General features: G+C 67.9%; 29 protein-coding genes, 1 tRNA gene and 1 pseudogene. 11 read left to right on the top strand and 20 right to left on the bottom strand.

Translation table 11 applies throughout. From position 1 onward, the window contains the following. Positions 1-11: 11 nt before the first annotated feature. From GQQ93_RS12155 to ctaE, 7 genes and pseudogenes are all read right to left on the bottom strand, one after another. A complete protein-coding gene (locus GQQ93_RS12155; RefSeq protein ID WP_157424491.1) occupies positions 12-704 on the bottom strand; it encodes a methyltransferase domain-containing protein in 693 nt (230 codons plus the stop codon). 54 nt (positions 705-758) lie between these two features. Further along, positions 759-1,475, bottom strand: a complete 717-nt coding sequence (locus tag GQQ93_RS12160; protein ID WP_170296186.1) for a methyltransferase domain-containing protein — start codon at positions 1,473-1,475, stop codon at positions 759-761. A gap of 45 nt (positions 1,476-1,520) precedes the next feature. Continuing rightward, positions 1,521-1,646 (bottom strand): annotated as a pseudogene (locus tag GQQ93_RS18260) (putative RNA methyltransferase); the annotation flags it as partial. Positions 1,647-1,678: 32 nt separating this feature from the next. Then, positions 1,679-3,286 carry a cytochrome bc1 complex cytochrome b subunit gene (qcrB, locus tag GQQ93_RS12165; protein ID WP_157424493.1) on the bottom strand — a complete coding sequence of 536 codons (1,608 nt, stop codon included), beginning with the start codon at positions 3,284-3,286 and terminating at the stop codon, positions 1,679-1,681. After that, positions 3,283-4,359 carry a cytochrome bc1 complex Rieske iron-sulfur subunit gene (gene qcrA / locus GQQ93_RS12170; protein WP_157424494.1) on the bottom strand — a complete coding sequence of 359 codons (1,077 nt, stop codon included), beginning with the start codon at positions 4,357-4,359 and terminating at the stop codon, positions 3,283-3,285. The genes qcrB and qcrA overlap by 4 nt, the downstream gene beginning before the upstream one ends. A gap of 37 nt (positions 4,360-4,396) precedes the next feature. Continuing rightward, positions 4,397-5,191 carry a cytochrome bc1 complex diheme cytochrome c subunit gene (gene qcrC, locus GQQ93_RS12175; RefSeq protein WP_157424495.1) on the bottom strand — a complete coding sequence of 265 codons (795 nt, stop codon included), beginning with the start codon at positions 5,189-5,191 and terminating at the stop codon, positions 4,397-4,399. 49 nt (positions 5,192-5,240) lie between these two features. Beyond that, on the bottom strand, positions 5,241-5,876 hold the full coding sequence (ctaE, locus tag GQQ93_RS12180; protein ID WP_157424496.1) for an aa3-type cytochrome oxidase subunit III: 636 nt from the start codon (positions 5,874-5,876) through the stop codon (positions 5,241-5,243). 138 nt (positions 5,877-6,014) lie between these two features. Between ctaE and trpD the strand changes: the two genes are divergently transcribed. Next, complete coding sequence (gene trpD, locus GQQ93_RS12185; RefSeq protein ID WP_157424497.1) at positions 6,015-7,067, top strand: anthranilate phosphoribosyltransferase; 1,053 nt, start codon at positions 6,015-6,017, stop codon at positions 7,065-7,067. A gap of 61 nt (positions 7,068-7,128) precedes the next feature. Here the strand turns inward: trpD and glpK are convergent, their stop codons facing one another. Together glpK and GQQ93_RS12195 are read right to left on the bottom strand one after the other, a co-directional pair. Further along, complete coding sequence (glpK, locus tag GQQ93_RS12190) at positions 7,129-8,643, bottom strand: glycerol kinase GlpK (protein ID WP_157424498.1); 1,515 nt, start codon at positions 8,641-8,643, stop codon at positions 7,129-7,131. A 102-nt stretch (positions 8,644-8,745) separates the two neighbouring features. After that, complete coding sequence (locus GQQ93_RS12195; RefSeq protein WP_157424499.1) at positions 8,746-9,504, bottom strand: MIP/aquaporin family protein; 759 nt, start codon at positions 9,502-9,504, stop codon at positions 8,746-8,748. 208 nt (positions 9,505-9,712) lie between these two features. On the opposite strand from GQQ93_RS12195, the gene dhaK reads away from it, so the two are divergent. Genes dhaK through dhaM form a run of 3 tightly spaced genes read left to right on the top strand, consistent with a single transcriptional unit; the run spans position 9,713 to position 12,115 of the window. After that, positions 9,713-10,714 (top strand): dihydroxyacetone kinase subunit DhaK, encoded by a 1,002-nt coding sequence (gene dhaK / locus GQQ93_RS12200; protein WP_157424500.1) that lies wholly within the window; start codon positions 9,713-9,715, stop codon positions 10,712-10,714. 22 nt (positions 10,715-10,736) lie between these two features. Continuing rightward, positions 10,737-11,384: a dihydroxyacetone kinase subunit DhaL gene (gene dhaL, locus GQQ93_RS12205; protein WP_157424501.1), complete on the top strand. Its 648-nt coding sequence runs from the start codon at positions 10,737-10,739 to the stop codon at positions 11,382-11,384. Beyond that, complete coding sequence (gene dhaM / locus GQQ93_RS12210) at positions 11,381-12,115, top strand: dihydroxyacetone kinase phosphoryl donor subunit DhaM (protein ID WP_157424502.1); 735 nt, start codon at positions 11,381-11,383, stop codon at positions 12,113-12,115. Before dhaL ends, dhaM begins: the two co-directional genes overlap by 4 nt. A 37-nt stretch (positions 12,116-12,152) precedes the next feature. On the opposite strand, the gene GQQ93_RS12215 is transcribed toward dhaM, so the two are convergent. Next, complete coding sequence (locus tag GQQ93_RS12215) at positions 12,153-12,917, bottom strand: SDR family NAD(P)-dependent oxidoreductase (protein ID WP_157424503.1); 765 nt, start codon at positions 12,915-12,917, stop codon at positions 12,153-12,155. A 61-nt stretch (positions 12,918-12,978) separates the two neighbouring features. Between GQQ93_RS12215 and GQQ93_RS12220 the strand changes: the two genes are divergently transcribed. From GQQ93_RS12220 to GQQ93_RS12230, 3 genes are all read left to right on the top strand, one after another. Next, a complete protein-coding gene (locus GQQ93_RS12220) occupies positions 12,979-13,314 on the top strand; it encodes a hypothetical protein (RefSeq protein WP_157424504.1) in 336 nt (111 codons plus the stop codon). Positions 13,315-13,475: 161 nt separating this feature from the next. Beyond that, positions 13,476-13,551: transfer RNA gene (locus tag GQQ93_RS12225), tRNA-Gly, on the top strand. 43 nt (positions 13,552-13,594) lie between these two features. Beyond that, positions 13,595-14,071, top strand: coding sequence for a GNAT family N-acetyltransferase (locus GQQ93_RS12230; protein ID WP_170296187.1), 477 nt, complete (start codon positions 13,595-13,597; stop codon positions 14,069-14,071). A 40-nt stretch (positions 14,072-14,111) separates the two neighbouring features. Here the strand turns inward: GQQ93_RS12230 and GQQ93_RS12235 are convergent, their stop codons facing one another. Together GQQ93_RS12235 and GQQ93_RS12240 are read right to left on the bottom strand one after the other, a co-directional pair. After that, entirely contained in the window at positions 14,112-14,987 is an 876-nt protein-coding gene (locus GQQ93_RS12235) for an AraC family transcriptional regulator (RefSeq protein ID WP_157424506.1), read from the bottom strand. 234 nt (positions 14,988-15,221) lie between these two features. Beyond that, positions 15,222-15,635, bottom strand: a complete 414-nt coding sequence (locus tag GQQ93_RS12240) for a GNAT family N-acetyltransferase (RefSeq protein ID WP_157424507.1) — start codon at positions 15,633-15,635, stop codon at positions 15,222-15,224. A 166-nt stretch (positions 15,636-15,801) separates the two neighbouring features. Here GQQ93_RS12240 and GQQ93_RS12245 point away from each other — a divergent pair, with 166 nt between their 5' ends. Further along, positions 15,802-16,392 carry a dihydrofolate reductase family protein gene (locus GQQ93_RS12245; protein WP_157424508.1) on the top strand — a complete coding sequence of 197 codons (591 nt, stop codon included), beginning with the start codon at positions 15,802-15,804 and terminating at the stop codon, positions 16,390-16,392. 45 nt (positions 16,393-16,437) lie between these two features. Here the strand turns inward: GQQ93_RS12245 and GQQ93_RS12250 are convergent, their stop codons facing one another. The 3 genes from GQQ93_RS12250 to GQQ93_RS12260 form a co-directional block, all read right to left on the bottom strand. After that, a complete protein-coding gene (locus tag GQQ93_RS12250; RefSeq protein WP_157424509.1) occupies positions 16,438-16,845 on the bottom strand; it encodes a hypothetical protein in 408 nt (135 codons plus the stop codon). 536 nt (positions 16,846-17,381) lie between these two features. Further along, on the bottom strand, positions 17,382-17,840 hold the full coding sequence (locus GQQ93_RS17895; RefSeq protein WP_170296188.1) for a DUF2975 domain-containing protein: 459 nt from the start codon (positions 17,838-17,840) through the stop codon (positions 17,382-17,384). 267 nt (positions 17,841-18,107) lie between these two features. Then, positions 18,108-18,740, bottom strand: a complete 633-nt coding sequence (locus GQQ93_RS12260) for an RNA polymerase sigma factor (protein WP_425482269.1) — start codon at positions 18,738-18,740, stop codon at positions 18,108-18,110. A 419-nt stretch (positions 18,741-19,159) separates the two neighbouring features. On the opposite strand from GQQ93_RS12260, the gene GQQ93_RS12265 reads away from it, so the two are divergent. Together GQQ93_RS12265 and GQQ93_RS12270 are read left to right on the top strand one after the other, a co-directional pair. After that, positions 19,160-19,654, top strand: a complete 495-nt coding sequence (locus GQQ93_RS12265) for a hypothetical protein (protein WP_157424512.1) — start codon at positions 19,160-19,162, stop codon at positions 19,652-19,654. Positions 19,655-19,827: 173 nt separating this feature from the next. Further along, positions 19,828-20,730 carry an alpha/beta hydrolase gene (locus GQQ93_RS12270; protein WP_157424513.1) on the top strand — a complete coding sequence of 301 codons (903 nt, stop codon included), beginning with the start codon at positions 19,828-19,830 and terminating at the stop codon, positions 20,728-20,730. Between the two features lie 80 nt (positions 20,731-20,810). Here GQQ93_RS12270 and GQQ93_RS12275 read toward each other — a convergent pair whose 3' ends face one another. The 4 genes from GQQ93_RS12275 to GQQ93_RS12290 all read right to left on the bottom strand — a co-directional run bounded on the left by GQQ93_RS12275 (position 20,811) and on the right by GQQ93_RS12290 (position 24,604). Further along, a complete protein-coding gene (locus tag GQQ93_RS12275; protein ID WP_157424514.1) occupies positions 20,811-21,278 on the bottom strand; it encodes an iron chaperone in 468 nt (155 codons plus the stop codon). A gap of 115 nt (positions 21,279-21,393) precedes the next feature. Further along, positions 21,394-22,062: a pentapeptide repeat-containing protein gene (locus GQQ93_RS12280; RefSeq protein WP_157424515.1), complete on the bottom strand. Its 669-nt coding sequence runs from the start codon at positions 22,060-22,062 to the stop codon at positions 21,394-21,396. Then, positions 22,059-24,419 carry an ATP-binding cassette domain-containing protein gene (locus GQQ93_RS12285; protein WP_157424516.1) on the bottom strand — a complete coding sequence of 787 codons (2,361 nt, stop codon included), beginning with the start codon at positions 24,417-24,419 and terminating at the stop codon, positions 22,059-22,061. The genes GQQ93_RS12280 and GQQ93_RS12285 overlap by 4 nt, the downstream gene beginning before the upstream one ends. Continuing rightward, on the bottom strand, positions 24,416-24,604 hold the full coding sequence (locus GQQ93_RS12290) for a hypothetical protein (protein ID WP_157424517.1): 189 nt from the start codon (positions 24,602-24,604) through the stop codon (positions 24,416-24,418). The genes GQQ93_RS12285 and GQQ93_RS12290 overlap by 4 nt, the downstream gene beginning before the upstream one ends. A gap of 186 nt (positions 24,605-24,790) precedes the next feature. Between GQQ93_RS12290 and GQQ93_RS12295 the strand changes: the two genes are divergently transcribed. After that, entirely contained in the window at positions 24,791-25,393 is a 603-nt protein-coding gene (locus GQQ93_RS12295) for an HdeD family acid-resistance protein (RefSeq protein WP_157424518.1), read from the top strand. A gap of 79 nt (positions 25,394-25,472) precedes the next feature. Here the strand turns inward: GQQ93_RS12295 and GQQ93_RS12300 are convergent, their stop codons facing one another. Next, complete coding sequence (locus tag GQQ93_RS12300; RefSeq protein WP_157424519.1) at positions 25,473-26,240, bottom strand: SDR family oxidoreductase; 768 nt, start codon at positions 26,238-26,240, stop codon at positions 25,473-25,475. Positions 26,241-26,362 lie beyond the last annotated feature (122 nt).

Raw genomic sequence — 26,362 nt, forward strand, 5'->3', positions numbered from 1 at the left:
GAGCGCGCCGGTCAGCGTCGCGCGCCGACGATGCACCACGCACGATCGTGACGCCGATAGTCCGCCTGCAGCCCGTGGGCCGCGACGACCGAGACCATGGCCTCGGGGGAGTGGACGAATCCGCGGTAGCTCCGCCCGACGAGCCACATCATCAGATTCACCGATGCGGCACCGGTTCGGCTGATGAGATTCCTCGGCGGATGGCTGAAGACGAGCGCCGAGGTCGCACGGTCGGCCGCTGCGGAGAGCAGCCGTTCGGCGTCGGGGTAGCAGCAGACCACACGATGCAGCACGACGATGTCGGCAGAGCCGACCGCGTTCGGGCGCTCGGCGAGATCCACTCCGACCGTTCTGGTCATGCGATCGATCACACCCGCTTCGGACGCGAGTCGGTTCGCGGTCTCCTCATAGGCGGCGGACAACTCGAGATTGACCGTGCTCGATGCGCCGCGTTCGAGCAACGCCAGCTGCAGCTCGCCGACGCCGCCGCCGATCTCGAGGATCCGCGCGCCGTCGATGCCGACCTCGTCGACGAGGTAGTCGACGATCCGCTGTTCCGGCAGCGTCAGGCCCCGCTTGGTGTACTGCCGCGCGACACGATGGGCGAACCGCTCGTCGAAGACGGCGTCGTAGCGCTCGTTGCCGCCGGCCCCGGTCTCCCTGTGAGCACGGCCGTCGTCACCGGCGCTGCAGCAGTCGTCCACGCAGTCAGTATGGAACCGCGAACCTGGTTTCGCACGCCACCCGTGCCAGTCGTCTCAGGTGTGCGCGGCCAGAGTGAAGTGAAGGAGTTCGATCGAGACCGTGACGGACTCGATGGCGTCGGACTTCGCGCGCCCGCCTGCGGCGTCTTGGGCGAGTGCCGCGGCGTGGTGCGCAGACGGCCCCATCTCGGCGAGCAGCAGTCTCGTCGTCGCATCAGAATCGAGGGCGTACTCGACCGGGGCGTTCGAGCTCAACGCGAAGCCGGCCTCTGCGAGCTGCTCGATCAGACGTGAGGATTTGCCGCCGGGGATGTCGAGCATGAGGCCGTCGCGGCGCAGTTCCATCAGGTGCCGCTCGGTGGGCACGACGGTGAGCAGGTTTCCGCCAGGGACGAGTACACGCGCGAACTCCTCGAGGTTGCGCGGTGCGAACACGTTGAGGATGACGTCGACGCGGCCGGTGCGGATCGGGAGCGGACGCCAGATGTCGAGCACCACTCCGGTCGCGGCGGGGAGCCCGCGCAGGCTCGCGCGGACCGCGTCGGGGGAGCGGTCGGCGAGCAGGAACTCGAGTTCGGGCAGGGCACGAGCGAGTTCCGACGAGTAGTGCCCGGTGCCGCACCCGAGGTCGGCGACGCGCAGCCCGGATCCGGGGCGACCGGCGGGGTTCGCCTGCGTCGCATCGGGAATCGAGCGGACGGCGTCGACGAGGGCAGTGGAGATCGGGGCGTACGCACCGCTGCCGAGCAGATCGGCGCGGGCGCGCAGCATCGCTGGATCGTCGCCCACTGTGCGCGGCGCCTTCGGAGGGAGCAGCGTGAGGAAACCGTGCTTCGACCGGTCGAATCGATGGCCCGTCGCGCACCCGAACGTGCGGTCGTCGACGGGGGAGAGGTCGAGGAAACAGTTCGGGCACCGAAGCCAAGTCGAGTCGATCGACATGGTTCGGTGCCCGGAACTGTCAGACGAGTGCGTCAGTGGTGGCCGTCGTGGCCGGCTTCGAGCTCGCCCTTCGAGACCGGTGCGATGCGGTCCTCGAAGAACCAGCGCGAGAACGAGGCGCGGATCCGCTGTCCGACCGTGATCTTGCCACGGGCGTTCGGACGGATCATGAGCGGCTCGTAGCTCTCGAAGCTCACCAGACGCCAGCGCTCGTACTCGTCGAGCGGCTGGTGCACCTCGATGAACTCACCACCGGGGAGCTTGACGATGCGACCCGACTCGTAGCCGTGCAGCACGATCTCGCGGTCCTTCTTCTGCAGGGCGATGCAGACGCGCTTCGTGATGAAGTACGCGATGAACGGCCCGATGATGACCGTGGCCTGGAGCGCGTGGATCACGCCCTCCATGGTCAGCCAGAAGTGGGTTGCGAGGATGTCGGAGCTCGCTGCGGCCCAGAGGCCGGCGTAGAACGTGACACCGGCGGCGCCGATGGCGGTGCGGGTCGGGGCGTTGCGGGGACGATCGGCGATGTGGTGCTCGCGCTTGTCGCCCTTCACCCAGGCCTCGATGAACGGGTAGATGAGCACCGTGACGATGAATCCACCGAGCACGATGAGCGGCACGAGGATGTTGAACGACCAGGTGCGGTCGAGCCACACGAACTCCCAGCCCGGCGGGATGAGACGCAGGGCGCCGTCGGCGAAGCCGATGTACCAGTCGGGCTGCGTACCGGCCGAGACGGGTGACGGGTCGTACGGGCCGTAGTTCCAGATCGGGTTGATCGTGAACATCGAAGCGATGAGCGCGAGCACGCCGAAGACGATGAAGAAGAACCCGCCGGCCTTGGCCGCGTAGATCGGGAGGATGGGCGGGCCGACGGCGTTCTGCTGGGTCTTGCCCGGGCCTGCGTACTGGGTGTGCTTGTGCACGACGACGAACACGAGGTGGAGCGCCACGAGCGCGACCACGAGCGCCGGGAGGAGCAGGATGTGCAGGGTGTAGAGACGACCGACGATCTGCGTACCGGGGAACTCACCGCCGAAGAGGAGGAACGAGGTCCAGGTGCCGATCAGCGGGATGCCCTTGACCATGCCGTCGATGATGCGGAGGCCGTTGCCCGAGAGCAGGTCGTCGGGGAGCGAGTAGCCCGTGAAGCCCTCGGCCATCGCGAGGATGAAGAGGATGAAGCCGATCACCCAGTTCAGCTCGCGCGGCTTGCGGAACGCACCGGTGAAGAAGATGCGCAGCATGTGCAGGCCGATGGCGGCCACGAACAGCAGCGCGCCCCAGTGGTGCATCTGACGGACGAAGAGACCTCCGCGGATGTCGAAGGAGATGTCGAGCGTCGAGGCCATCGCCACCGACATCTCGACGCCCTTGAGCGGCACGTAGGAGCCGTCGTAGTGGACCTCTGCCATCGACGCCTGGAAGAAGAACGTCAGGAAGGTACCCGAGATGAGCACCACGACGAAGGCGAAGAGGGCGACCTCACCGAGGAGGAAGGACCAGTGGTCGGGGAACGCCTTGCGACCGAGCTCCTTGACGAAGCCGGCGACACTCGTCCGTTCGTTGACGTAGACGGAGGCTGCCGCGGTGAACGACCGCTTCTGCGGCGCTGTGGCGGACGGTGCGGTGCTCAATGGCGCTCCCAGAAGCTCGGGCCGACGGGTTCGGTGAAGTCGCTCTGCGCGATGAGGTAGCCCTCATCGTCGACGGCGATCGGCAGCTGCGGCAGGGGCCGCTTGGCCGGGCCGAAGATGACCTCGCAGTGGTTCGCCACATCGAACTGCGACTGGTGGCAGGGGCAGAGCAGGTGGTGCGTGTGCTGCTCGTACAGGGCGACCGGGCAGCCGACGTGGGTGCAGATCTTGGAGTAGGCGACGATTCCCTCGTACGACCAGCTCTCGCGCTCGGGAAGCTCGTTGAGCTCCTCGGGGTTCAGGCGCATGAGCAGCACTGCCGCCTTGGCCTTCTCTTCGAGCTTGCCGTGCTCGAGCTCGGTGAGGCCCTCGGGGATGACGTGGAACGCGCTGCCGATGGTGACGTCGGCGGCCTTGATCGGCGTGCCCGAGGGGTCGAGCGCGAGGCGCGTGCCCTTCTTCCACATGGTGTGGCTGAGCAGCTCGACGGGGATCTGGTCTTGCGGGGCGAACCCGCGGAACAGAACGACGGCCGGGAGCGGGAAGACCAGCAGGGCACCGATGAGGCTGTTGCGGATCGCTGCACGACGGGTGAAGCCCGACTCGCGGTCGGCGTCGGCGAAGACTTGCGCGGCCGCCGCCTGCGTCTCGGGGGAGCCGCCGATCGGGTGGCGCTCGTCGGCGAGCTCGACGTCGGTCATGATCGCCTTCGCCCAGTGCACTGCGCCGAAGCCGATGCCGAACAGCGCGAGCGTCGCACCGAGGCCGATGAACATGTTGTTCAGTCGCACGTCGCCGACGTTGTTCGACTCCATCGGGAACAGCATGTAGGCGGCGATGGCCCAGACGCTGCCGAGGATCGACAGGTAGAAGAGCGTGTAGACGGTGCGCTGCGCACGCTTCTCGCGCTTCGGGTCTTCGTCGGTGACGCGGGGCCGGTGCGGCGGGAATCCGGGGTTCTCGAACGCGTCAGCGGCGATGACCGCGGTACCCGGCGAGACGGCTGAATCGTGCGCGGCGTGCGACGAGTCGGCAGCGGCGATCTCCGCGCTGCTGTGGTCGTCCTGTGCCATGGTTCTCCTTCGTAGCTTCTTCAGTGCCGGGCGTGCGCTAGTTGGACTTCGCCGTGATCCACACGGTGATCGCGACGATCGCGCCGAGACCGAAGATCCAGATGAACAGGCCCTCCGCGACCGGGCCGAGCGAGCCGAGCTCGAATCCGCCGGGGGAACGGTTGTCCTGGACGTACTTGAGGTACGTGATGACGTCGCGCTTGTCTTCGGGCGAGATGTTCAGGTCGTTGAACACCGGCATGTTCTGCGGGCCCGTGACCATGGCCTCGTAGATGTGGACGCCCGAGACATCCGTGAGCGGGGGAGCGAACTTGCCTTCGGTCAGCGCGCCGCCGGCGCCCGCGACGTTGTGGCACATCGCGCAGTTGATGCGGAAGAGCTCAGCACCGTTGGCTGCGTCACCGCCTCCGTTGACGAGGTGGTCGCTCGGGATCTCGGGGCCGGGGCCCAGCGAGGCGACGTAATAGGCGAGCTGCTTGACCTGCTCGTCGGTGAACTGCACGGGCTTCTGCTGAGCCTGCGGGCCCTGCATCTGCATCGGCATGCGGCCGGTGCCGACCTGGAAGTCGACGGATGCGGCGCCGACGCCGATCAGGCTCGGGCCGTTGTCGGTGCCCTGGGCCTCGAGGCCGTGGCAGGTCGCGCAGTTCGCCTGGAAGAGCTTCTTGCCCTCTTCGATGGTCTGCTGCGAGTTCGGGTCGACTTCGGCCTGGGCGACGGTGCCGGTGCTGAGCGCTGCGTAGGCGCCGCCGGTGAAGACGAGACCGAGCGCGAGGAGCGCGGCGGTGGCGAGCGGGTGCCGGCGTCCGGCGCGTCGCTTCGAGCGAGTCATGTGGTTCTTCCTGTTCACGGGCATGAGGGTTGACGCTTCTCGGGGCGGCTTACTTCAGTACGTAGATGACGAGGAAGAGGCCGATCCAGACGACGTCGACGAAGTGCCAGTAGTACGAGACGACGATTGCGCTCGTGGCTTCGCGGTGGCCGAAGTTCTTGACGGCGAACACGCGGCCGATGATGAGCAGGAACGCGATCAGGCCGCCCGTGACGTGGAGACCGTGGAAGCCGGTCGTCAGGTAGAACGCGGAGCCGTAGGCGTTGGAGTCGATCGCGATGCCCTCCGAGACGAGGGTCGCGTACTCCCAGACCTGGCCGGCGACGAAGATCGAGCCCATGGCGAAGGTGAGGAAGAACCACTCGACCATGCCCCACTTCGCCACGTTGTACCACGCGCCGGTCGCGTACGGCTGCATGCGCTCCGCCGCGAAGACGCCGAACTGGCACGCGAACGACGAGAGCACGAGGATGATCGTGTTCGTCAGCGAGAACGGGAAGTTGAGTCGATCGGCCTCGAACGCCCAGAGTTCGGGCGACGTCGATCGCAGCGTGAAGTAGATCGCGAAGAGGCCGGCGAAGAACATGACCTCGCTGCCCAGCCAGACGATCGTTCCCACCGCTACGGTGTTCGGTCGATTGATCACGGGCGCGCTCGCCTGATAAGTGATTGAGGTGCTCGTCACCCCCCCATTATGGCCGAAATCAGGCCTGAGTTTTCGTCATCCGTGCGGACCGTGTCGCGCGAGCGAGGTAAGGGAACCCTAAGTCGGGCTGTGGGAAGCCCGTGAATCCGCCGCGAATCCGGCGGATAGGATCGGGACATGCCCGCTCACCAGAATTGGCCCGACATCCTGAACTCCCTTCTACAGGGGGTAGATCTGAGTGTTTCGGATGCTGCCTGGTGCATGGAGCAGGTCATGACCGGCGTCGCGACCGAGGCGCAGCTCGCAGCTTTCCTCGTCGCCCTCCGCATCAAGGGGGAGACGGTCGACGAGATCGTGGGCTTCCGCGATGCCGTGCTCGAGCACGCCGTTCCGCTCGACGCCGACCCGATGGCGCTCGACATCGTCGGCACGGGCGGCGACCGCTTCGGCACCGTGAACGTCTCGACCATGGCGTCCATCGTCGCCGCGGCCGCGGGCGTCCCCGTGATCAAGCACGGCAACCGCGCGGCGAGCTCGGCGTCGGGCTCCTCCGACGTGCTCGCGGCGCTCGGACTCGACCTCGCGCTGCCCGCCGAGCGCGTGACGAAGGTGCTCGACGAGGCGGGCATCACCTTCGCCTACGCCGCAGCGTTCCATCCCGGATTCCGCCATGCCGGAGCCGTCCGGGCTCAGCTCGGGGTGCCGACCGTCTTCAACTTCCTCGGTCCGCTCTGCAACCCTGCCCGACCCGAGGCCTCTGCGGTCGGCGTCGCGCACCTCGACCGTGTGCCGCTCATCGTCGGCGTCTTCCAGACCCGCGGCGCCACCGCATTGGTCTTCCGTGGCGACGACGGGCTCGACGAGCTGACGACCACCGGACACAGCCACATGTGGGAGGTGTCGGGCGGCACGGTGAAGGAGCACGACCTCGACCCCCGCGACCTCGGCATCGCCCGCGCGAGCATCGACCAGCTCACCGGCGGCGACGCCGCGCACAACGCCGCGATCGTGCACGAGGTGCTCGGCGGTGCGCGCGGACCAGTCCGAGACATCGTGGTGCTGAACGCGGCGGCCGGTCTCGTCGCCTTCGAGCTCGCGAAGGACCCGTCGCAGTTCCAGCGGCCGATCCTCGACCGCTTCCGCGACAAGATGGCGATCGCCGAGGAGACCATCGACCGGGGCGCCGCCGCCGCGAAGCTCGACGAGTGGATCGCGGCGACCAAGCGCTGACCCCGACAGCGGCGAGGGCCCCGTGGCATCCACAGGGCCCTCGCGCGGTCTTCGACGTGTGCTACTTCACGTCCTCGTCGACCCAGTCGAAGGTCTTCGAGACCGCCTTCTTCCAGAGCCGGAGCTGCCGGTCGCGCTCCGCGGCGTCCATCGACGGCTCCCAGCGGGAGTCCTCCTGCCAGTTCGCGCGCAGCTCGTCGAGGCTCGACCAGAAGCCGACCGCGAGACCGGCAGCGTAGGCCGCGCCGAGCGCGGTCGTCTCCGCGACGACCGGGCGCACGACCGGCACGCCCAGAATGTCCGCCTGGAACTGCATGAGCGTGTTGTTCGCGATCATGCCGCCGTCGACCTTCAGCTCCGTGAGCTCGACGCCCGAGTCGGCGTTCACCGCATCGAGCACCTCCCTCGTCTGGAACGCGGTCGCCTCGAGTGCCGCCCGGGCGATGTGGCCCTTGTTGACGAAGCGGGTGAGTCCCACGAGTGCACCGCGGGCGTCGGGTCGCCAGTACGGCGCGAAGAGCCCCGAGAAGGCCGGCACGAAGTACGCGCCGCCGTTGTCCTCGACCGACTTCGCGAGGTCTTCGACCTCGGGGGCGCTCGAGAACAGGCCGAGGTTGTCGCGCAGCCACTGGATCAGCGATCCGGTGACGGCGATCGAGCCCTCGAGCGCGTAGTGCGGCGGCTGGTCGCCGAGTTTGTAGCCGAGCGTGGTGAGCAGCCCGTTCTTCGAGTGGACGATCTCCTCGCCCGTGTTGAAGATCAGGAAGTTGCCCGTGCCGTAGGTGTTCTTCGACTCGCCGGCGTCGAACGCGGCCTGACCGAAGGTCGCCGCCTGCTGGTCGCCGAGGATTCCGGCGACCGGGACCTCGCGCAGCAGGCTCGAGGGTTCGACGGTGCCGTAGACCTCGGACGAGCTCTTGATCTCGGGGAGCATCGAGCGCGGCACGCCGAACGCGGCAAGGATGCCGTCGTCCCAGGCGAGGGTCTCGAGGTCCATGAACATCGTGCGGCTCGCGTTCGTGACATCCGTCGCGTGCACGCCGCCGTCGGGGCCACCGGTCAAGTTCCAGAGCACCCAGGTGTCGGTGGTGCCGAACAGCAGGTCGCCGGCCTCGGCCTTCTCGCGCGCGCCGGGCACGTTCTCGAGGATCCAGACGATCTTCGTGCCCGAGAAGTACGTCGCGAGCGGCAGGCCGACCTGCTCCTTGAACCGCTCGACTCCGCCGTCGGCCGCGAGCCGGTCGACGATGGGCTGGGTGCGGGTGTCCTGCCAGACGATCGCGTTGTAGACCGGTTCGCCGGTCGTCTTGTCCCACACGACGGCGGTCTCGCGCTGGTTCGTGATGCCGACCGCGGCGATGTCGTGCCGGGTCAGATCGGCCTTGCCGAGGGCCTGGCCGATCACCTCGCGGGTGTTACGCCAGATCTCGGCGGGGTCGTGCTCGACCCAGCCCGCCTTCGGGAAGATCTGCTCGTGCTCGAGCTGCCCGGTCGAGACGATCGATCCGGCCTTGTCGAAGATGATCGCGCGGGAACTGGTCGTGCCCTGGTCGATCGCCAGGATGTAGTCGGCCATGACTTCCTCTCATTCATGCGCGCGAGGCCCGTCGCCGCGCACGCTCGTTTCGATGGCTGGGCGGTTCGGCGGCGGAGCCGGAACCGGCCCCGCCGCCGCTGGTCACCCGAGCACGGGGAGCAGCGCGAGCGCCGACCACCCGGCGATGAGACCGCCGATGATGGGGCCGACGACCGGCACCCACGAGTAGGACCAGTCGCTGCCGCCCTTGCCCTTGATGGGCAGAATGGCGTGCGCGATACGTGGACCGAGGTCTCGGGCCGGGTTGATCGCGTAGCCGGTCGGACCACCGAGCGACGCACCGATCGCGATCACGAGGAAGGCGACGGGAATCGCCCCGAGCTCGGCCGGGGTTCCGCCGTAACCGAATCCGAGGATGACGAACACCAGCACGAAGGTGCCGATGATCTCGGTGACGAGGTTCCACCCGTACGAACGGATCGCCGGGCCGGTCGAGAACACGCCGAGCTTGTTGGCGGCCTCGGGTTCCTCGTCGAAGTGCTGCTTGTACGCGAGCCAGCAGAAGATGGCACCCAAGAACGCGCCGACCATCTGCGCACCGATGTAGGTCGCGATGGACGCCCCGTCGATGGGGATGCCTGGAACGAACTCGGTCTCGCCCTTGCCGAGGAAGTTCGCAGTGAGACCGAGCGTGACCGCCGGGTTGATGTGGGCCCCGGACGCATACGACACGATGACGCCGGCGAAGACCGCGAGGCCCCAGCCGATGTTCACCATGAGGAACCCGCCGTTGTGACCCTTGTTCCTGATGAGCGCGACATTGGCGACCACGCCGCAACCGAGCAGCACCAGCATCGCCGTGCCGACCATCTCCGAAAGGAAGATGACTCCGAGATTCATTTCAACCCCCTCCGATGCGGGAGCTTCGTCGCCCCCGCTCAAGGGTCACGATAGTCTCGTGGCCCCATCGGGGGGAATGGCCGGGCCGGAATCGTCGGAATGCCCCTTACATACGAGGCGCTCGCGGGCGTAGGTTGGCGGAGGAGTGCTGCGTCGGGGTCGATGCATAGCCGCACGACCCCAGGCAGCCGCGGCGGAAGGGGTTTCCGTGAAGAAGATCATCAACGACCCGAAGCGCGTGGTCGACGAGTCGGTCGCAGGATTCGCGCTCGCGCATGCCGATCTGGTGAGGGTCGAGACCGACCCGATCCACGTCGTGCGCGCTGATGCGCCCATCGCCGGCAAGGTCGGCATCGTGAGCGGCGGCGGCAGCGGGCACGAGCCGCTGCACGCCGGATACGTGGGCTTCGGCATGCTGGATGCCGCCGTGCCGGGTGCCGTGTTCACCTCGCCGACGCCCGATCCGATCCTGGCGGCGACGAAGGCGGTCGACGGAGGCGCGGGCGTGCTCCACATCGTGAAGAACTACACGGGCGACGTGCTGAACTTCGAGACGGCGGCCGACCTGGCCGAGGCCGAGGGCATCACCGTGCGCGCGGTCATCACGAACGACGACGTCGCCGTGAAGGACTCGCTGTACACGGCGGGGCGTCGTGGCGTCGCCGGCACCGTGCTCGTCGAGAAGATCGCGGGTGCGGCCGCCGAGCGCGGCGACTCGCTCGACGAGGTGGTCGCGATCGCCGAGCGCGTGAACGCGGGCGCCCGGTCGATGGGCCTCGCCCTCACGCCGTGCATCGTGCCCCACGCCGGTGAGCCGAGCTTCACGCTCGCCGAGGACGAGATCGAGATCGGCATCGGCATCCACGGCGAGCCCGGCCGCGAGCGCGTCGCGCTCGAGCCGGCCGACCGACTCGTCGACCGGCTGCTCGAACCGATCCTCGACGACCTGCCGTACGCCTCCGGCGAGCGCGCGCTGCTGTTCGTGAACGGCATGGGCGGCACACCGCAGATCGAGCTCTACCTCGCCTACCGCCGGGCGGCCGAGGTGCTCGCGGAGCGGGGCATCCCGATCGCCCGATCGCTCGTCGGCAACTACATCACCTCGCTCGAGATGCAGGGGATGTCGATCACCCTGCTGAAGCTCGATGACGAGATGATCGAACTCTGGGATGCCCCGGTGCACACCGCTGCACTGCGATGGGGCCGGTAGAACGAGAAGCGAGGGGGAACCGGTGGGATTGGACATCACCTGGGCGGTCGACTGGGTCAGGCGGAGCGCGGATCAGATGGCAGAGAACCGTGTCGAGCTGATCAGGCTCGACCGCGAGATCGGCGACGGCGACCACGGCGAGAACATGGACCGCGGATTCCAGGCGGTCGGTGCGAAGCTCGACGACCTGCCCGCCGGCTCGACGCCGGGTGACGTGCTGAAACTCGTCGCGACGACCTTGATCTCGACGGTCGGCGGGGCAGCGGGGCCGCTGTACGGCACGGCGTACCTGAAGGCCTCCGGCGCGGTCGGCGGGGCGACCTCGCTCGACGGCGCGGCCGTCGCCGGCCTGCTCGCCGCCGCCCGCGACGGCATCGTCAGCCGTGGCAAAGCCGAGCTCGGCGACAAGACGATGGTCGACGCGTGGACGCCGGCCGTCGAGGCCGCCGCGGCCGCGGCGAGCGCGGGCGCCGACGCCGCCGAGGTGTTCGCCGCCGCGGCGACCGCCGCAGAAGCGGGAGCCGTCGCCACCGAGCCGCTCGTCGCACGCAAGGGACGGGCAAGCTACCTCGGTGAGCGCTCGGCCGGCCACCGCGACCCCGGCGCCGAGTCGAGCGCGCTGCTGCTGCGCGCCGGGGCGGACGCCGCGGCCGACGGGGCCGGAGCATGAGCGGAGGGACCCCGGGCAAGGTCGGTCTCGTCTTCGTCTCGCACTCGTCGCAGATCGCCGCGGGCCTCGTCGAACTCGCCCGCCAGATGGCGCCGACCGCGGCGCTCGAACCCGCGGGCGGCACCGACGACGGTCGCATCGGCACGAGCTTCGACCTCGTCTCGGCCGCGATCGCCGCCGCCGACTCGGGCAGCGGGGTCGTGGTGCTCTGCGATCTCGGCTCGGCGATCCTGACGACGGAGACGGCGCTCGACTTCCTCGACGACGAGCTGCGCGCACGCGTGCGGCTCGTCGACGCGCCCCTCGTCGAAGGCGGGGTCGCGGCGTCGGTGGCGGCTGAGGCCGGTGACGCGCTGGACGCCGTGGTGGCTGCAGCCGAGTCGGCACGCGGCGATCGTGGCGAGGGAGGCGGTGGGTCGGCGGAGCCGGCCGCGGCGGACGCCGACCTCCCGAGCAGCGCCGGCGCCGGGGCATCCGGCTATTCGCGGACCGTGACGCTCGTGAACGCCGACGGCCTGCACGCCAGGCCCGCTGCCGAACTCGCGAAGCTCGCGGCGACATTCGCGCACCGGGTGACCGTCAACGGCGCCGATGCGAAGAGCCTGCTCGGCATCATGTCGCTCGGGCTGACGAAAGGCGCGGAGGTCGAGATCGCCACGGACGACGTCGCCGGGTCGGACGAGGTCGACGCCCTCGCCGAGCTCGCCGCCTCGGGATTCGGCGAGCACTGACCGGGCGCTCGTCGCTGCGAGCGCTCGCAGGAAGCGCTCAGTTGCCGCCGGCGATGCGGATGTCGGCCCCCGAGGTGTAGCTCGCGTCGGAGGAGAGCAGGTAGGCGACGGCGCCCGCCATCTCGTGAGCTTCGCCGGGGCGGCGCATCGGGATGCCGGGGGCGCGCTCATCGGGCGCGTCGGGGCGACCGGCCGCCGCGTGGATCTCGGTGCGCGTCGTGCCGGGCGAGACGGTGTTGACGCGCACGCCGACCGGCCCGAACTCCTTCGAGGCGCCGGTCGTCAGCGCGTTCAGCGCGGCCTTGCTCATCGCGTACGGGATGTAGGTGTTCGGTGCGCCCGACTTCGCCGCGCCCGAGGAGATGTTGACGATCGACCCGCCCGCACCGCCGCGGTCGGTCGCCATGTGCGCGACGGCCGCCCGCGTGAGCACGATCGGCGCGAGCACGTTCACGCGGAAGAGGAGCTCCGTCTCCTCGAGCGGGGCGTCGAGGAACGGGCCGATGCGGCCGGTGATGCCGGCGTTGTTGACGAGACCGGTGACCCGCCCGAACGCGGCGATCGCCGCGGGGACCACGTTCGCCGCCGCGTCGAGGTCGCCGAGGTCGGCCTGGAGGAGCAGCACCTTCGCACCTGCGGCACTGCAGCGCTGCGCGACGGCGTCGGCCTCGTCGGCGCGTTCGCGATAGGTGAGCACGAGATCGTGGCCCTCGGCGGCGAGGCGTTCGGCGATCGCAGCGCCGATACCGCGGCTCGCGCCGGTGATGATCGTGACCGGGCGGGGGAGCGAGGCATCCGTCATGCAGTCAGCCTACGACCGCGACACTGGCAATGAGGATGCCTCAGGGCGTAGCATCTGGCGTATGGCACGCGACGCAGCGAGCCGCCCTGATGACGGCAACGCATTCACCCGGTTCTTCGATCGAGTCGATCACGCACTCGAGCCGATCTTCGGCGCCCCGCCCATCACCGAAGGGATCGAGCAGGACGATCCCGCGGAACTGCAGACCCGGCCGTGCCCGGTCTGCGGAGAGGCGATCTCCGAGCATCGATTCGACGACACGGCGGGCAACATCGTGATGACGTGCCCGACTGAGGAGCGATTGCCCGAGCGGCCCACGAACGCCCCGCTGAACGAGCTCGGCATGCCGCTGAGCGGCCGGCGCGCCGAGCGGGCGGCGCAGTCCTCGGCGGGCTGACGTCGATCGTCCCGCGCGGCGGCGGCCGCCGGGGCGCGGGGCCGGTCGCGGCGTCTCGGACGCCCGGCGAGCATGCCGCGCGGCGAATGGATGTATCCCGTTTCAGGTATACTCATTCGAGTCGGCCCTCACCGGGTCGATACCGGGGTGAACGCCCCATTGCGGACGTAGCGCAGCTGGTAGCGCGTCACCTTGCCAAGGTGAAGGTCGCGGGTTCGAACCCCGTCGTCCGCTCCATTCCACTCGACCGGCACCGATGTGCTGTGCCAGCATGGCTCGCATGGTGACGGTGACCGTACGAACGATGGCTCCGGTCGAGTACGCCGACTGGCAGCGCGACCTCGCCGAGGCGTACGCCGACGAACAGGTGACGGCCGGGCGCTGGCCGCGCGAGGGCGCCGTGCAGCGGGCGCTCGACGAGAACGCGGCCGCGCTCCCGCAGGGTGTCGACACGCCGCGCATGCTCGTGCTGCGCGGCGTCGACGCAGCGGGCGAACCGGTCGGCCGCGCCTGGGTCGGGCTCGACCACCCGCGCGGTGCACCCGACGTCGCCTTCCTCTACGACATCGAGATCGTCGAGGAGCGGCGGGGGAGCGGGCTCGGACGAGCGCTGCTCGCCGCTGTCGAGGAGGCGGTGCGTCAGGCGGGAGTCGGGGCGCTCGAGCTCAACGTGTTCGGGCCGAACGCCGTCGCCATCTCGCTGTACGACTCGGCGGGCTACGTGGTCACGACCCAGCAGATGCGCAAGTCGCTCTGAGCGGGCGACGCGGCGGGCGACCGCGAGGTCGTGCGAAGCGTCACGTCGTCTCGGCGCGTTCGACCGGCAGCCACAGTTCGCACGTCGCCGTGCTGAAGTCGGGGGAGCGGTCGAGGATCGACACGATCGACGGCCCTGGCCGCAGTCGCCACGGATTCGACGGGAACCACTCGGTCGCCGTCGCAGCCCAGGTCGCCTGCAACGTCGCCGGGTACGCGCCGTCGCTGCGGAACACCGCCCACGTGCCGGCCGGCACGTCGATCCGGTCGAGATCGTCGGGGGCGTCCGTCGCTTCGCCGACGGCCACGCCGTGCAGATAGGTCAGTTCGCTGCCTTCCATGGCGTCGGGGTCGACGTCGGCGGCGACCTGCAGGAGGCCGGCAGGCTCGGCGGAGCTCAGTGCCTTGAGCCGGGCATGCTCCTCGAGGGGGAGGGCGGCGATGTGCGCTTGGATGTGCGGATTGGCGCCGTGGTGGATGAGCGGCACTCGCGCGGCGTGGCCGATCAGCCGGAAGTTCGGGCGGTCGACGATTCGGGTGTGCATCGGGGTGGACCCTTCGACGGTCAGGCGGAACCTGAGTTGCGGTTGTGTGCGAAGGGGGCCGCCGGCTCGGCGAACCTCGCCGGGCATCGCGCCGTGCATCGCCCGGAACGCACGGCCGAACGCCTCGGTGGAGCCGTAGCCGTAACGAACCGCGATGGTGAGCAGTTCGTCGTCGCCGAGCACCTCGGCCGCGGCGACGGTCATGCGCCGTCGTCTGACGTACTCGGACACCGGCATGCCGGCGAGCGACGAGAACATTCGCCGGAGGTGGTACTCGGTGGTGCCGAGCTCTCGCGCGAGCACGGTGAGGTCGAGGTCGTCGGTGAGATGGGCCTCGACGGCGTCGATGACCCGGTTCAGTGCGGTGATCACGGTGCCTCCTTCGTCATCAAGTCTCGTCGTTCGGGCGGCGCTGCACCCGATCTTCGCGGACCGGATCGATCAGCGGACGGTCAGTGGCATCCTCGTCGAAGAAGCGGCTTCGATGAAGGTCCTGACCCGGCCTTCCGCGATGCTCCCAGTGCGAACCGGACAGCAGGGACGCCGCCGCCGATCGCATTCGTGGCCCGCTGACAACTCCTCTCCGCTGATTCGCGCGGGGAGTGGTCAGGCCGATCGCATTGCCATTCCGAGGCTCGGGGTGACGTCGTTGAAACCGAGCGAACGATAGAGGCGCTGCCCGGGAGGATCTCCGATGAGGCTGACGTACGCGCCTGCCGGGGCACGCTCGAGCACGTCGGCGATGAGCCATTCCATGACCTGTCGGCCGAGACCCCGGCGCTGGTGTGCCGGGTTGGTGGCGATGTCGACGATGTGGAAGTACCAGCCGCCGTCGCCGATGGTGCGGCCCATGGCGACCACGGTGCCGGCGGTGTCGACGATGTGGCACGCCGACCAGCTGCCGGCGATCGCACCGGCACCCTGCTCAGGGGTCTTGGGTGACAATCCTGATTCGCGACGAAGGCGCAGGTAGTCCTCGAGGGGAGGGGCGTCGCTGATCAGCATGTAGGGCTCGGTCATGCAACCAGTCTGGTGGACTCGATCACCGTCGCCTGCGGCAGCGGGTCTTTCGCAACATCCCGGTGACGCTCTGGACAATCGGCCGCCGATCGCCGATCGGCTTCTTTACAAGCGCGACAGCTCACGACACGCTTGCTCTGGGGCACCCGACGCAGAGGAGAGCACCGTGGGCAGAATCGTCATGTACGCCTCCGTGTCAATCGACGGCTTCATCGCGGACGAGAACGACCAGCCAGGACCACTGTTCGATTGGTTGACCAGCGGGGATGTCCCATTGGACGAGAGCGGCGTGCTGAAGGTGTCGCAGGCGTCCTACGACTACACCCGGCAGTACTGGGATCAGATCGGGGTGACGATCGCCGGCCGGCACGTCTTCGATCTGACGGACGGCTGGGATGGGACGCCTCCGAGCGGGATCGACCACGTGGTGGTCGTGACGAACCGCCCCGCGCCCGAGGGCTGGAATCTCGAGGCGCCGTTCCACTTCGTCGACGGGGTCGAGGCGGCCGTGGCCAAGGCGCAGGAGCTTGCGGGGGACCGCATGATCGAGGTCGCCGCCGGTGACGTCGGCGGCCAGATGCTTGCCGCGGGTCTGGTCGACGAGGTGCGTATGGACGTCGTACCCGTCGTGTTCGGGTCCGGCAAGCGCTACTTCGGATCGGTCGACGCGCAGCATCTGCTGGAGGATCCCGAGGTGGTGATTCAGGGCAACCGGGTGCTTCACCTGCGCTTTCAGGTGCGCCGTCAACCGAGCTGAGCCCGCGCGGCACACTGGACAATCCATGCGCGCGAGGGTGAGCGCTCAGCTGCTCACGGTCTGCCAGACGGCGAACTCGTCGCCCAGACGGCATTCCTCCGGCATGTTTGACAGGTGGATGTAGCCGCCGCCGCCGCCTTCGATCGGATCGTCGAGGTGCACGGTTCCGATCTCGGGCACCTCGACGCTCTGCCCGGCTTCCGCGAGCGTGGAACCGAACGGGAACACGAGAACATGCAGCTCACTGCCGGAGGCGACCGCGAGACATCCCTGCGCGGTGCGGGTCAAGATACCGACGATCTGGGCCTCCATCACGGCGTCGGGTTCGGTCGAGGCGGCGATCATGATCGAACCGCCGGCACGTTGCACAGAAAGACTCGTCGCACTAGATACCCCGCACCCCGACAGAAGCGTCGCGATCGCGCCAACCACGAGCGCGAGCGTCAGCTTCATACCGTCAGGATAGGAGCGCGCGGCGAGCCCTGCTAGAGGTGGGCTTCCGGCGATTGGGGGAACGCTACCACTCTGGAGGACCGAGGCCTCGGGTTCCTCCTTCAGCTGCGAGGCGAGCTGAACGGAGTCGCGGAGGTGCGGCGGGAGTTCTTGAACAATACCTAGCTGGTCGAGTTTCCCGGCCTGGGGCGACGCCGGCGCAGGCCCATCTGGCCGAGAAGCAGGAGTCCGCCGACGGTCAGCGCGAGACCCGCAGCGAAGGATGGCCCGTGGCCACCTGTTCCCGTCGCAGCCAGGGTCCCGCCGCCTGACGGTGGGCACGACTCGTTGCTGTCTACGACAGATGCTGCGGCCGACGCTCATCTCACTCCGGCCCGAGCCTGCCGGAGGAAGGGGGAGGAGGTGTCATTGGCGTTGTTCGACAGAGTGCACAATCTGACGTTCGCAGGCGTGATGCCGATCGCCTCGTCGAAGTCGCCGACGCTCATACCGCGCCCGATCAGCACGCGGTCGATCGATCGAGATGCGGATCGGCATCAGATGACCTCATCCTGTTCGACGCGCATCGGGATCGCGCGCCGAATCAGCGATCGGAGGACGAAGGCAACGCGGGCCAACACGACGAGAACGAGACAGACGATCACCTGAATGAGGCCGAGGAACGGGCTGCCCGCCTGCCCGTTGCTGACTACGACGACGCTGGTGATCACGATGACCACCGCCCCTCCGAGCGAGGTGACGAGCAAGTCGGCCCAGAGCATTGATGTGTGGGCAAGCACTGGTCCGCAGTAGATGCGGTGCACGAGCAGTGAGAGCGCGCCCAGCGCGACGAGTGTGAGAACAATGAACGCAGTCGACAAGGCGAGAAGCGGCATGCGCAGATCAGCGTACTCCGGGAGGCTCGCCGCGATCTCCGCACTGATGCCGGGTAGGAGGACGATCGCCCCAACGCCGACGAGGAACAGCACACCCAGAAGCGACTGGGTGAAGATCACGAGTCTACGAGATGGGCGTGGAAGGCCGTGATCCATCCATCGATTTTCGATAGGCGTCCTATCGAAAGTCAATAGACACAGCCGGTGTGCCGGAGTCGCGAACTGCCGATCGATCGTTACGGTCACCGCCTGATGAGAGTCCGGTGGGCACCCGCTATCGGGCCGGTCAGGCGGTCGGTTCGTTCCTCGGATCGGGGAGATAGTCGGTGATATCGACCGGCTGAGTAGGCGGCAACGAGATAGCGGCCGGGTCGATCGGTTGTGCATTCACGGCGTGTTCCCTTCGTATTGGTGCTCATGGAGGAGTTCGCGGAGTTGGGCGCGGGCTCGTTGGTATCGACCGCGCGCGGTCGAATCGCTGATTCCGAGGATTGTGGCTGCCTCGGGCACGGTGAATCCGTCCCAGAGGACGAGACGTACCAGTTCGGATTGGTCGTCGGGGATGGCGTCGAGAGCGGCGCGGATGTCGAGGGCTTCTGTGTCGACATGCTCGGTCGGCAGCGAATCGAGATGCGCGCGCAGCTTGTCCGTGAGGTTGGAATGGCGGGCGGCGCCACGGGCGGCGTTCGCGAGGACCCGCCTCGCGACGCCGAACAGCCACATCCGGGCTTGCTGGGGCTCAACGGGCATTCGGTCGCCGCGCCGCCACGCCACGATGAACGTCTCGCTGAGTAGATCCGCCGCGTCGGCCGGGATCCGCACTCGCCGGCCGAAATAGCTCAGCCGTTCGCATTGCGTTGGCCGCGCAGTTCTTCGTCGATGCTGCGGCCATCCTTCACTCACCGACCGCGGGAGCGCGTCGCTCCACGAGAAATAGCAGATCAGACTCAATATATGGCGTAGAACAGGGGATGAGCAGATCTTCCAGATCCTGCATGCTCCTGCAAGTTCTGGATTCACTTGCCGACATAATGTGCATTATCGGCATTGTCTTCTTTTGCGGGATTGGCGCGTCGTTCTGCCGTTCAGCGTCGCTAATTCGCCCAGGTCGACATCCGATTCGCGGTTGATATCGAACGAGCGCGGAAGAGCGATGCCGTGCACGCAGCGCGTGACGACGGCTCGTCGCATCCTTTCCGACATAATCACGAGCGTTCGAGAACGAATGAACAAATGGTGGAACCGATCGGTCATTGCCGGACATATCCATGTACCAGCGGTTGGCTGCACGATCTCGTCGCATCAGTCGCGCTTCCGGCAGAGAAAGGAATCGACGATGCTCCCACGCGGGCCGATCGACTCGGAGCAACCGACGACCCAACCGATCGACTTCACGGCATACCTCCCCGATCCTGCCGATGAGCCCAGTGCCTAACGGGATGCGCCGACTGTCCGCTGCTGAAGTCGAGCCGCACAAGATCGTCTCGGCCGGCATCGCCTGCGCCTTCGTTGCGCTGCTGGTGGGATGCACCCAGACCGGTGCCGGTGCGCCCGCCTCCACGGCGCCGCCATCGCCGGCCGTGACGGAGGATGCCGAAGCGTGCGATCAACTCACGACTCCCCTGTCGCTGATCTTCAATGTGCAGGCTGCGCCCGAGGGCGCCATCGACGCCGAAACCGCTGGTGGTCTCTACTTCACGGCAGCGTGGGACCTGAATCGCATCGACGAATCGTTGGAGGATTCGGGACTCGACGCTCCGGTGACCCGGCTGAAAGAGGCGGCGAATGCGATGAACGTCCACTTGGGCAGGTCGGACGACCCGGCGACGTGGTCCGACCAGCTCGACAAGATCGGAGCAGCTCAGGACGAGATCAACGCGATCTGCGGTGCCGTCGACGCTGAGTGGGGAATCATCGGATGGTACGGCGGTTGACCGATCGGGAACTGGCCGGTCAGCTCCAGGCGTGGGCCGAGCAGGGATGAAGCGGTCGATTCAACGGGAAGCCGGCCCGGAACTGAAGAAGCGCCTTCACGATCGTGCTTCTCCCCCGTTGCAGCCGGAATCTCGGGCTCCAAGGCGGCTCGGAACCTCGATAATGTGGGCCGGTGATCGCGGACAAGGAACTAACCCGGTGGTTGGACACCGTTCGTCGGGAGCCGGAGGCTGAGCCCGTGCTCCGAGAACTCCGTGCTGGGCGGTTCCGCCCGCGAGGCCCAGAGCTGCCGATGGTCGAGGACTCGTTCGTGGAAGGCGAGGTGCGCGTCCCCGTTCGCCGGTACCTGCACCTGGATCGCCCCCGGCCGACCTTGGTTTACGTTCACGGCGGAGGCTTCGTGTTCGGGGACCTCGAATCGCATGACCGCGCCTGTCGACGGCTCGCCGTGCTGGGCGATGTGGACGTCGTCGCCGTGGCCTACCGCCTTGCTCCGGAGCATCCGGCGCCGGCGGCCGTCGACGATGTCGTCGCGGTGTTGGAGGCGATACTCGGTGAGCTGCCGACGACCCCGCTCGGCCTTGCGGGTGACAGCGCAGGCGCTCTCATCGCGTACCTTGCCGCTCGTCGGCTTGTCGCGCACGGCACGATGCCGAAGGGGCTGCTCCTCCTGAACCCGAACGCCGACCTCGAGTTGAGCCGCGAGAGCACCCGCTCGAAGGCGCGCGGGTGGGGCCTGACGACCGAGGCGCTCCAGTGGTTCATCGAGAAGTGGCTTCCCGGTGTACGACCCGATGCAGACGCCTACAGCCCCTTGACCCTTCCGGTCACTCGGATGCCTCCGACGATCGTCGTCACAAGCGAACATGATCCGCTCCATGATGAGGGCGCAGAGCTGGCGGATCGTCTCGAGGCCGCGGGAAGTCTCATCGCCCACCACGATCTCGAGGGAATGGTCCACGGCTTCGTCAACCTCGACACGGTGTCGCCGTCTGCCCGACGCTCCGGTGACCTGGTCTTCGCCGAATTCGGACGACTGCTGATCTCGCCGACCGCCGCGAGCGGTGCGGCGTAGTACGACGACAGCACCCTCTCCCCCACCACATCCACCCGTATCCCCGGAGGTCGGGCGGTTGAGTTCTGAGCTCTGGCTGATCACACGACGGCGCGCGTGATGAGATCGACGAAGCGGGCCTCATCGGCCTCGCTGAGCGAGGTGATCGCGAACGAGGTCGCCCACATCGTGCCGTCGTCGAGCTTCGCCACGTCGTTGAAGCCGAGGGTCGAGTAGCGGAGCTTGAACTTCGTCGACTCCTGGAAGAAGCAGAGCACCTTGCCGTTCAGCGCGTAGGCGGGGCTTCCGTACCAGAGTCGCGGTGCGAGCTGCGGTGCGTGCTCGAGGACGAGGGCGTGGATGCGCTCGGCGATCAGTCGATCGGCGTCCTCCATCTCGGCGATCTTGTCGACGACCTCCTGGGCGGCCGCGGCCGCCTTCTCTGCGGCCGTACCGGCGCGCGCGCTCTTCTTGAGCTCAGCGGCGCGCTCCTTCATCGCCGCGCGCTCCTCCTCGGTGAACCCGTCGTACGACTTCGTCTTCGCAGCGGTCGCCTTCGTCTCGGCCATATCGATCCCCTTCGGGCGGTTGGGTGTTGAAGCTCTCGTCTCCGACACTATCGACGGGTGCACCGATTGGTCTTCTCTGAAACTGATCGATTCGCTTGCGTGCGGGAATACCCGGTCAATCGGCGATTCTGATGCCGAGGTGGCTCGCGAGACTCGGGGCGAGCAGTGCGACCTGCATGTGGTCGAGCGTCGCGCCGCGAAGACCGGCAATGCCGTCGAGCGTCGACATCGCGGTGAAATCGAGCCCTCGGAGATCGACATCACGGAGCGTCGCCCCGGTGACGGCGAGCGCTCGGAGCTCGCAGCCGTCGAATGCGACACGCTCGGCCCGGGCATTGCCGAGATCGAGCTCCTCGATGTCGCAATCGGTGAAGCGGAGATCGCGGAGTTCGGAGCCGCGGAGGTTGACGAATCCGAGCTTGCAGCCGACGAACCGCACCGACTGCCAGCGGTTGTCGATGAACTCGACGGAACCGAGGCGAGATCCTGAGATCTCCACGTCGCGCAGCTCGGCGCGCGGTGCGTGCAGCACCGGCGCTTCGAGCCGCTCGATCAGGGTCTCCCTGATGACCGAGCCGCGAAGCCGTGCGTCGTGCGCGACGACTCCGCGCAGCTCGCACTCGGTGAGCCGGAGACCGGTCAGGTCGCGCTCGCTGAGATCGAGGCCGGTGAACCGCCGCCCTTCGAGCGCCTGGCTCGCCGACAGCTCGGCCTCGTCGCCCTCGACGAGGTCGACGAGTCGGAGTTCATCGATGCGGGGCGCAGCGAGACGAGGCTGTTTCATGCGCCGACGTACTCCGCGAGGTGCTCGCCCGTGAGCGTCGACCGCGACGCGACGAGATCGGCCGGCGCGCCTTCGAAGACGATGCGCCCGCCATCGTGGCCGGCACCGGGACCAAGATCGATGATCCAGTCGGCGTGCGCCATGACGGCCTGGTGGTGCTCGATGACGATGACCGACTTGCCCGAATCGACCAATCGGTCGAGCAGGCCAAGGAGGTTCTCGACGTCGGCGAGGTGCAGACCGGTCGTCGGCTCGTCGAGCACGTAGACCTCGCCCGGCTCCCCCATGGCGATGGCGAGCTTGACGCGCTGCCGCTCGCCGCCCGAGAGCGTCGAGAGGGGCTGACCGAGACTCAGATAGCCGAGCCCGACATCTTCGAGACGCTTCAGGATCTTCACCGCGGCCGGGAGCTTCGCCTCTGCGGAGTCGAAGAAGCGGTGTGCCTGGGCGACCGGCAGGTCGAGCACCTCGGTGATGTCGAGCCCGCCGAGCTTGTACTCGAGCACCCCTGCCTGGAACCGCTTGCCGCCGCAGTCTTCGCACGGGGTCTCGATCGTGTCCATGAAGCCGAGCTCGGTGATGATCACGCCCGCACCCTTGCAGCTCGGGCAGGCGCCCTCGGAGTTCGCGCTGAAGAGTGCCGGCTTCACACCGTTCGCCTTCGCGAACGCCTTGCGGATCGGCTCGAGGAGTCCGGTGTAGGTCGCGGGGTTGCTGCGCCGCGACCCCTTGATCGCGGCCTGATCGATCGAGACGACGCCGTCGCGCCCGGCGACCGATCCGTGGATGAGCGAACTCTTGCCCGAGCCGGCGACCCCGGTGACGACCGTGAGCACCCCGAGCGGGATGTCGACATCGACGTTCTCGAGATTGTTCTCGTCGGCGCCGCGAACCTCGATCGCACCGTCGGCGGCGCGAACCGACGCCTTGAGCGTCGCACGGTCGTCGAGATGGCGGCCCGTGAGGGTGCCGCTCGACTTGAGCCCCTCGACGGTGCCCTCGAAGCAGATTTCGCCGCCGTTGCGACCCGCCCCGGGGCCGAGATCGACGACGTGATCGCCGATCGCGATGGTCTCGGGCTTGTGCTCGACGACGAGCACGGTATTGCCCTTGTCGCGCAGCTGCAGGAGGAGCGTGTTCATGCGCTGGATGTCATGCGGATGCAAGCCGATGGTGGGTTCGTCGAAGACGTAGGTCACATCGGTCAGCGAGGACCCGAGGTGCCGGAGCATCTTGATGCGCTGCGCCTCGCCGCCCGACAGGGTGCCGCTCGGTCGCTCGAGGCTGAGGTAGCCGAGCCCGAGGGTGACGAACGCGTCGAGGTTCGCGCTGAGGGCCGAGAGCAACGGCCGGGCCTCGGGCAGGTCGAGCCCGCGCACCCATGCGGCGAGATCGGTGACCTGCATGCGGCACGCGTCGGCGATGCTGACGCCGTCGATCTTCGACGAACGGGCACCCTCGGTCAGGCGTGTGCCGTCGCACTCGGGGCATCGCGCGAACGTCGCGACCCGCTCGACGAAGGCGCGGATGTGGGGCTGCAGCGCGTCGAGGTCTTTCGAGAGCATCGACTTCGTGATCTTCGGGATCAGCCCCTCGTAGGTCATGTTGATGCCGCTGATCTTGACCTTGGTGACCTCGCCGTAGAGGAACAGGTGCCGCTGCTTCTCGGTGAACTGCTCGATCGGCTTGTCGGCCGGGTAGAACCCCGACTGCGAGAACCCCTTCACCATCCAGCCGTCGGCCGTGTAGCCGGGCACCATGATGGCGCCGTCGTCGAGGGACTTCGTCTCGTCGACGATCTGCGCGAGGTCGAGGTCCGAGACAGAGCCGCGCCCCTCGCATCGGGGACACATGCCGCCGAGGTAGATCGCGTCCTTCACGATCTTCTTCTCGCCGCCGGGGCCGGTCATCACCCCGCTCGCCTTCTGCGTCGGGATGTTGAACGAGAACGCCGTCGGCCCGCCGATGTACGGTTCGCCGAGCTTGGAGAAGAGGATGCGCAGCATCGCGTTCGCATCGGTCACGGTGCCGACGGTCGACCGGGGGTTCGCGCCCAACCGCTCCTGGTCGACGAGGATCGCGGTCGTGAGCCCGTCGAGCACGTCGACGTCGGGCCGCGGCACCGAGGGCATGAAGCCCTGCACGAACGCGCTGTACGTCTCGTCGATCATGCGCCGCGACTCGGCGGCGATCGTGTCGAACACGAGCGAGCTCTTGCCCGATCCGGAGACCCCCGTGAACACCGTCAGCCGGCGCTTGGGGATCTCGACGTCGACGTCTTTGAGGTTGTTCTCGCGCGCGCCCTGCACGCGGATGAGGTCGTGGCGGTCGGCCTGGTGCGGTGAGGCGGTGCTCATCGGTTCTCCATCGCGAGTCGGGGGTCGGGCACCTGCGCAGCTCGCGCCTCGGGCCCGCCCTGTTCGAGGTCGATCATTCGATCTAAGCAGTTCGCACCGACATCGTCAGGTGACGCGGAACCCGCGCCGTCGGCGGTCACGGGCTCGTCGACCGGCAATTCACGGGCGCGGATGATGAGGCACATGGCGTCACGGTAGTCCGCCCGAGGCATCCGCGGCTTCTCGATTCATGACCGATGCGAGGCGCGGCGTCGGCGAACGGCACTCCTCCGACGCACTCCGTCGCATTGCGACGCGCGCATTCACATCCAATGCCCAGCTTGCATTCGGCCATAACCTTGCCTCAACTCGCCCCACGAAAGGACACACCCATGTCGAACCCGCAGAGCACCGGGCTCTTCGCCACGTTCTCACTGGACTCCGAAGAACTCTCGAAGTCAGCGATCAACACCGTCCGCGCGACCCTCGGGATCAGCGGCGCGGTGGCGCTCATCGTCGGAATCCTGATCACCTTCTGGCCGAAGGACTCGGCCGTCGTGCTCACTGCGATCCTCGCGGTGTACTTCCTCATCGCGGGCATCGCCTACCTCGGCCTCGGGATCTTCTCGAAGGGGATCTCGGGCGGCGCGAGGGCGCTCGACATCATCCTCGGCCTTCTGTTCATCGTCGGTGCAGTGCTGGCGTTCGCGAACCTCGGTGCGACGACCGCCTTCCTCGCGGTCTTCATCGCGATCCTGATCGGCGTGCTGTGGATCGTCGAGGGCGTCGTCGCGCTCGTGCAGGTCGGCGACGCACCGTCGAAGGGCTGGGCGATCTTCTTCGGCCTGCTCAGCATCGTCGCCGGCATCGTGCTGCTCTTCTCGCCGATCTGGGGCGCCGTCGTGCTCTTCATCATCGTGGGCATCAGCCTCATCGTGCTCGGCATCGTGCAGATCGTGCGTGCATTCACGTTCGGTCGCGGCGCGACCGCCTGAGCGCCCGCCTCTCGGCGATGAAGAAGGCCGGCCCCGGATGCTCCGGGGCCGGCCTTCTTCTCGTTCTCGCCTGGTCGGCTCAGGCTTCGGGGGCGAAGCCCGAGACATCCCCCACATAGCGCGTGTGGTCGGCGGGCACCGGGTCGACGACCGCTGCGGCGACCTCGGCGGCGAACTCGGCCACGTTGTAGAGGCGGCCGGCGTCCTGCTTGCGAGCGTCGATGGCACCCGGGTTCGCGCGCTCCAGGAGCGTCGCCGTGATCGTGCCCTCGATCATGTCGCCCGAGACGACGACGAACTCGACACCCGCGGCGTCGAACTCGGGGAGCTTGGCGCGCAGGGCGTCTTCTCCGGCGCGCTTGGAGAGCGCGACGGGCTCGTACTCGGGCATCGTCGGCGTCGTGCGGATGAAGTGCGCCTGGTGGCTGGTGACGAAGACGATGCGCGCGCCCTCGGCGAGGTGCGGGAGCGCCCCGTCGACGACGTTGACCTGCGCGTCGCGGTTCAGGCGCATCGCGTAGTCCTCGCCCATGCCGGTCTCCATGCCGCCCGAGGCGTTCAGCACGAGCACGTCGATCGGCCCGATCTCGGCGACCGTGCGCTCGAACATCTCGGCGACCGAGGCGGGGTCGGTGAGGTCGGCCCCGACGGCGATCGCGGTACCGCCGGCCGCGACGATCTCGGCGACCACCTTGTCGGCGCGCGGGGCCTTGCTGCGGTAGTTCACGACCACCGAGGCGCCGGCTGCGGCGAGGGAACGGACGGTGTCGGCGCCGATTCCGCGCGACGATCCGGTCACGAGCGCGACGCGGCCGGCGAGCGAGCCGGGAGCGAGAGGGTTGGTCACTGGAGGTCTCCTCGAAGTTCAGAGCGGGCCGGCGCACGAGCGTCGCCGCGGCGAACCGAGACTATCAACTCCCCCATGCCGCTCCCGGCACTGCTAGTTTCGAATCAGCCGACCCGCGTGCG

This window comes from Agromyces lapidis, from assembly GCF_009749405.1.
GTDB lineage: Bacteria > Actinomycetota > Actinomycetes > Actinomycetales > Microbacteriaceae > Agromyces > Agromyces lapidis.

What these genes read in the sequence shown, in the direction of transcription:
- GQQ93_RS12295 (WP_157424518.1), top strand. Translation starts at nt 24,791, where the DNA reads ATGTCGAACCCGCAGAGCACCGGGCTCTTCGCCACGTTCTCACTGGAC.
- GQQ93_RS12280 (WP_157424515.1), bottom strand. Translation starts at nt 22,062, where the DNA reads ATGAAACAGCCTCGTCTCGCTGCGCCCCGCATCGATGAACTCCGACTC.
- GQQ93_RS12275 (WP_157424514.1), bottom strand. Translation starts at nt 21,278, where the DNA reads ATGGCCGAGACGAAGGCGACCGCTGCGAAGACGAAGTCGTACGACGGG.
- glpK (WP_157424498.1), bottom strand. Translation starts at nt 8,643, where the DNA reads ATGGCCGACTACATCCTGGCGATCGACCAGGGCACGACCAGTTCCCGC.
- trpD (WP_157424497.1), top strand. Translation starts at nt 6,015, where the DNA reads ATGCCCGCTCACCAGAATTGGCCCGACATCCTGAACTCCCTTCTACAG.
- GQQ93_RS12230 (WP_170296187.1), top strand. Translation starts at nt 13,595, where the DNA reads ATGGTGACGGTGACCGTACGAACGATGGCTCCGGTCGAGTACGCCGAC.
- GQQ93_RS12290 (WP_157424517.1), bottom strand. Translation starts at nt 24,604, where the DNA reads ATGTGCCTCATCATCCGCGCCCGTGAATTGCCGGTCGACGAGCCCGTG.
- GQQ93_RS12285 (WP_157424516.1), bottom strand. Translation starts at nt 24,419, where the DNA reads ATGAGCACCGCCTCACCGCACCAGGCCGACCGCCACGACCTCATCCGC.
- dhaM (WP_157424502.1), top strand. Translation starts at nt 11,381, where the DNA reads ATGAGCGGAGGGACCCCGGGCAAGGTCGGTCTCGTCTTCGTCTCGCAC.
- GQQ93_RS12265 (WP_157424512.1), top strand. Translation starts at nt 19,160, where the DNA reads ATGCGCCGACTGTCCGCTGCTGAAGTCGAGCCGCACAAGATCGTCTCG.
- GQQ93_RS12240 (WP_157424507.1), bottom strand. Translation starts at nt 15,635, where the DNA reads ATGACCGAGCCCTACATGCTGATCAGCGACGCCCCTCCCCTCGAGGAC.
- GQQ93_RS12215 (WP_157424503.1), bottom strand. Translation starts at nt 12,917, where the DNA reads ATGACGGATGCCTCGCTCCCCCGCCCGGTCACGATCATCACCGGCGCG.
- qcrA (WP_157424494.1), bottom strand. Translation starts at nt 4,359, where the DNA reads ATGGCACAGGACGACCACAGCAGCGCGGAGATCGCCGCTGCCGACTCG.
- GQQ93_RS12160 (WP_170296186.1), bottom strand. Translation starts at nt 1,475, where the DNA reads ATGCTGCGCGCCCGCGCCGATCTGCTCGGCAGCGGTGCGTACGCCCCG.
- GQQ93_RS12195 (WP_157424499.1), bottom strand. Translation starts at nt 9,504, where the DNA reads ATGAATCTCGGAGTCATCTTCCTTTCGGAGATGGTCGGCACGGCGATG.
- GQQ93_RS12220 (WP_157424504.1), top strand. Translation starts at nt 12,979, where the DNA reads ATGGCACGCGACGCAGCGAGCCGCCCTGATGACGGCAACGCATTCACC.
- qcrC (WP_157424495.1), bottom strand. Translation starts at nt 5,191, where the DNA reads ATGACTCGCTCGAAGCGACGCGCCGGACGCCGGCACCCGCTCGCCACC.
- GQQ93_RS12250 (WP_157424509.1), bottom strand. Translation starts at nt 16,845, where the DNA reads ATGAAGCTGACGCTCGCGCTCGTGGTTGGCGCGATCGCGACGCTTCTG.